Here is a 4190-nt window from a genome sequence, read left to right as displayed (position 1 = left end):
TCCGACAGGAGGCCGTCCACACCCTCCCGGTCGGTGGTGTGGTCGTCCGCGAAACGACGGTCACCCGTCGCGTCCGGCACGTACTTCACACAGACAACGATCCTCAAGCTCACGGCCTTGTCTCCTGTACTGGTCTCGTCCGGCGGCTGCGGCGGTGCAAGCGGACGCGAACACGGCACGCACCCGCTCCGGGCAGCGAATTCCCGTGCCGGTCCGGAACTTCCTGGCAGCATACTCGCCGGTAGTGCAGTGGTCACTACTGGCCAGTAGCTTATGCCGTGCGGCCGCTCCGCCGCCTGCGCCCATCCTGCCCCAGCCGGGGGCCGACTCCACCCGACGGGGCGGAACACGTGACGCCGGATTGATCACACCGGGCTCACACCACGCGACCGAGCGCCGCGATCACGTCCACCCTGCGCGGCTGCCCCGACGCCCGCCGCACCACCCGGCCCGCCCCGTCCAGCACCAGGACGGTCGGCGTCCGCCGGACCTCCAGCCGGCGGACCAGCTCCAGCCGCTCCTCGGCGTCCACCTCGACGTGCTCGACCCCCTCGACCATCCCGGCCACCTCGGAGAGCACCCGCCGGGTGGCCCGACAGGGCTGGCAGAAGGCGGTCGAGAACTGCACCAGCGTCGCCCGCGCGCCAAGCGGCCCGCCCAGCTCGGCCTCCGACAGCCGTACTGCCCCGTCCTCGGTGCTCAACCCTCGGCCTCCCGTCGTTCCCAGGTCGTTCCCGGCCCCCGGCGGGCCGGTCGCGGCCGCCGTCGAGGCACCACAACACGCGTCGGCGGCCGGGTCATCCCTCCAGTCTGCGGCAGCGCCCGCGGTGCCCGAAACGCGGTCGACCGCCGGGGCCCGGGCACGTACGATCGGCCGATGGATCCCGACCGCCGCCCCACGCCGCCGCCGACCTGTCGTCGCGTCACCGCCCCGGCCAGGGCCGTCCACCGACGAGGCTGACGCCCGCCGGCGCCCCACCGCTGCCGCCGCCCGTCGCGACCCCCGGAGCCACCGTTGCAGACCGATCCCCGCGGCTCCCGCCTGGCCGCAGCGCTCACCTCCATCGTCCTGGCCGTCGTCCTGCGCACCGGCAACTGCCCGCTCCTGGCCACCCAGGCGCTCCTCTCCGCCCTCGGCGCCTTCGGCGGCCTGCGGGTGGCCCTGTGCGTCCGGCTGTGCCAGGTGCTCGTGCTCCCGCGACTCGCACCGCCCTCCGCGACCGAGGACGAGCGGCCGCTCCGCCTCGACCAGGGCGTCCTCATGGTGTTCGCCTCGGTCGGCGCCCTCGGCTACGGCACCGAGGTGGTCTGGCTCGGTGTGCTGGCCGCCTCGGCCGCCCTCACCGTCGCCTTCGTCCACGCCGCGTTCGGCTACTGCGTGGGCAGCGAGCTCTACCCCCTGGTCCGGCGCGCACAGGGCCGACTCACCGCCGGCGCCTGATGCGCGCGGCGGAAAAAAGTTCCCGTTCGAATTCATCACGGAGATCACACCGCCAAAACTCGCTTGACCGCACGCCTCAGGTGACAGCGGGCACTCGTTCGGGGGATCATCTCCGTGAATCACCCGTGACCGCCGCGGAGTGCCGTGCTCCGGTCGGCACCGCCCGCACAACGGAGCGGGCACCCGCCGAACCGGGCTCCGGCCCGTGGAAGTCAGGACTGACCGTGGCAGAGTTCGTGTACCCGCCGGTGATCGGCGCCGCACTCACCGCCTTCCGCGCGCTCGACGTGCGGATCAAGATCGTGGGCGCCGAACACATCCCCGCCAGGGGGGGAGCGGTACTGGTCAGCAACCACATCAGCTACCTGGACTTCCTCTTCGCGGGCCTCGGCGCGTACCGCGGCGGCAAGCGCAAGACCCGCTTCATGGCCAAGGACGACGTCTTCAAGCACCGGATCTCCGGCCCGCTGATGCGCGGAATGAAGCACATTCCGGTGGACCGCGCCGACGGCCAGCCCGCGTACGAGGCCGCCGTGCGCGCCCTCAAGGCCGGCGAGGTGGTCGGGGTGTTCCCCGAGGCGACCATCAGCCGCTCCTTCATGCTGAAGAAGTTCAAGACCGGCGCCGCCCGGATGGCCGCCGACTCCGGCACCCCGCTGCTGCCCGTCGTGCTCTGGGGCACCCAGCAGCTCTGGACCAAGGGCCGCCCGAAGACCCTCACCAAGCGGCACGTCCCGGTCACCATCATGATCGGCGAACCGATCCACCTCGGCCCGGACGACAAGCCCGTGATGGTCACCCGACGACTGCGCGCCGCCATGAGCGAGATGCTCGACCAGGCCCAGCGCGAGTACCCCGGCAAGCCCTCCGGCCAGGACGACACCTGGTGGCTGCCCGCCCACCTCGGCGGCACCGCGCCCACCCTGGAGGTCGCCGAGGCCGAGGACGAGGCGGAGGCCCTCGCCCGGGCCGAGCGCCGCGCCGCCCGGGGCTGACGCCCCTCTCTCCCCCCTCTCTCCCCCCTCTTCCTTCCGCTCCTCCCCACTCCCCTCCCTACGCCTACTCCGTGCGATCGAGCGATCGCGATCCGTCGCGTGTCGCCCGGCCGCCGACGCTCCCCGTCTGACACAGTGACAGCTCCTTTCAGGGGCCTTCGTCCTGAATCCGCGGCGGGGGCACACGTCGGAGCGGTCGAAAGGCTCGGAGGCGGAGATGACACGGAACACCACCGGCACACGACAGTCACCCAGGGGCAGGGCCCGCACCCGCGCGAGCGCCGGTGCGGGCCTTCTGCTCCTCGGCGCCCTGCTCACCGGCTGCGGAGCCGAACCCGGGGAGATCCCGCTCTCGGAGATCCGGCCCGAGACTCCCACCGCCCCCCCGGAAGCGACACCCACCGAGACCCCGGGCGTCGTCGGCGCGGCCGTCGGAGCGCCCGCGGCCGCGGTGCACAACGGGCTGATCGTCAGCCGCGCCTACACCGACGCCGCCCGCACCAGCAGCGCGATCGTCACCCTCTCCCCCGACGGCACCGGCCAGTACCAGGTCACCAAACCACCGGCCCGCGCCCTCGACGACCGCCCGGACTGGTCGCCCGACGGCACCACCATCGCCTTCGACCGCACCGACCCGCAGAGCGGTGCCGCCCGGCTCTGGACCGTTCCCACCAACGGCGGCCCCGAGCACCAGGTCAGCCAGCTCTGCGACAGCGGCACCGCGGACTGCGCCAACGAGGACGAACGAGCCCCCGCCTTCGCCCCGAACGGCAAGCAGATCGCCTTCAGCCGCTCCTGGGGCGCCCAGGACTCGGCCGGCAGCCGCCAGACCCAGTACTCGGACCTCTACCTGATGAGCCCCGAGGGCACCGACGTCCAGCGGCTCACCTTCCTCACCAACGACAAGCCCTACTCCGGCACGGTCAGCAACCCCAGCTGGTCCCCCGACGGGAAGCAGCTCACCTTCGAGTACCGCACCAGCGCCACCGGGCAGCCCGCCAACAGCCGCGCCATCTACGTCGTCAGCGCGGACGGCACCGGGCTGCGCCAGCTCACCCCCTGGGAACTGCGCGCGGGCGACCGTGCGGACTGGTCACCCGACGGCACCCAGATCCTCTTCACCACCTACCCGGCCGGCCCCGACAACGCCCCCGGCGGCGGCATCTACACCGTCCACCCCGACGGCAGCGCCATCGGCGCCCTCACCCCCGCGCCCTCGGACACCTTCTACGGCACGGCCGCCTACGCGCCCGACGGCAAGTCCATCGTCTTCGCCCAGGCCCCCGCGGGCACCGGCGCCGACCTCTACAGCATGCGGCCGGACGGTACGGGCGTCGCCCGTCTCACCAACAGCGCGGACAAGTGGCTCAGCCGCCCGGCTTGGGGAACGGCGGAGAACTCGGTGACTCCCGCCGAAGCGACTCAGGCCACGGCCCAGGCGACCGATCAGCCGTCGGGCCGGCCTTCGGATCAGGCATCGGCGGAGCCGTCGCAGGCACCCCAGACCTCCCGGACGCCGCGACCGGATGACCAGCAGCCGGCCCAGGCCCAGGGGCAGGGAGCCACCGAAAAGCCGCGACCCGGGACGGAATCCGAGTCGGATTCCGGCTCAGGGTCAGGCTCCGGGTCCGGGTCCGACGAATAGAGCTCCTGGCTCCGAAAACGCGAAGAACCCCCATCCGGAAACCGGATGGGGGTTCTTCTGAATAATTGTTCGGCGGCGTCCTACTCTCCCACAGGGTCCCCCCTGCAGT

General features: G+C 72.5%; 4 protein-coding genes and 1 pseudogene. 3 read left to right on the top strand and 2 right to left on the bottom strand.

Going from position 1 to position 4190, the window contains the following annotated elements; translation table 11 throughout:
• Positions 1-113: pseudogene (locus ABZ449_RS41785) on the bottom strand (electron transfer flavoprotein subunit beta); the annotation flags it as partial.
• Positions 114-376: 263 nt separating this feature from the next.
• Positions 377-703, bottom strand: a complete 327-nt coding sequence (locus ABZ449_RS41780; RefSeq protein WP_360357318.1) for a thioredoxin family protein — start codon at positions 701-703, stop codon at positions 377-379.
• Positions 704-1015: 312 nt separating this feature from the next.
• On the opposite strand from ABZ449_RS41780, the gene ABZ449_RS41775 reads away from it, so the two are divergent.
• From ABZ449_RS41775 to ABZ449_RS41765, 3 genes are all read left to right on the top strand, one after another.
• Entirely contained in the window at positions 1016-1441 is a 426-nt protein-coding gene (locus ABZ449_RS41775) for a DUF4395 domain-containing protein (protein ID WP_360357315.1), read from the top strand.
• A 224-nt stretch (positions 1442-1665) separates the two neighbouring features.
• Entirely contained in the window at positions 1666-2436 is a 771-nt protein-coding gene (locus ABZ449_RS41770; RefSeq protein WP_360357312.1) for a lysophospholipid acyltransferase family protein, read from the top strand.
• A gap of 217 nt (positions 2437-2653) precedes the next feature.
• Complete coding sequence (locus ABZ449_RS41765; protein WP_360357310.1) at positions 2654-4081, top strand: hypothetical protein; 1428 nt, start codon at positions 2654-2656, stop codon at positions 4079-4081.
• Positions 4082-4190 lie beyond the last annotated feature (109 nt).

The sequence above is a fragment of the Kitasatospora sp. NPDC005856 genome, assembly GCF_040629945.1.
Classification (GTDB): Bacteria; Actinomycetota; Actinomycetes; order Streptomycetales; family Streptomycetaceae; genus Kitasatospora.
The sequence above is the reverse complement of the archived record's forward strand: the minus strand, read 5'-3'. Positions and strand labels throughout refer to the sequence as shown.

Excerpts from the sequence above, each read along its gene's own strand:
- ABZ449_RS41765 (WP_360357310.1), top strand. The coding sequence starts at position 2,654 with ATGACACGGAACACCACCGGCACACGACAGTCACCCAGGGGCAGGGCC.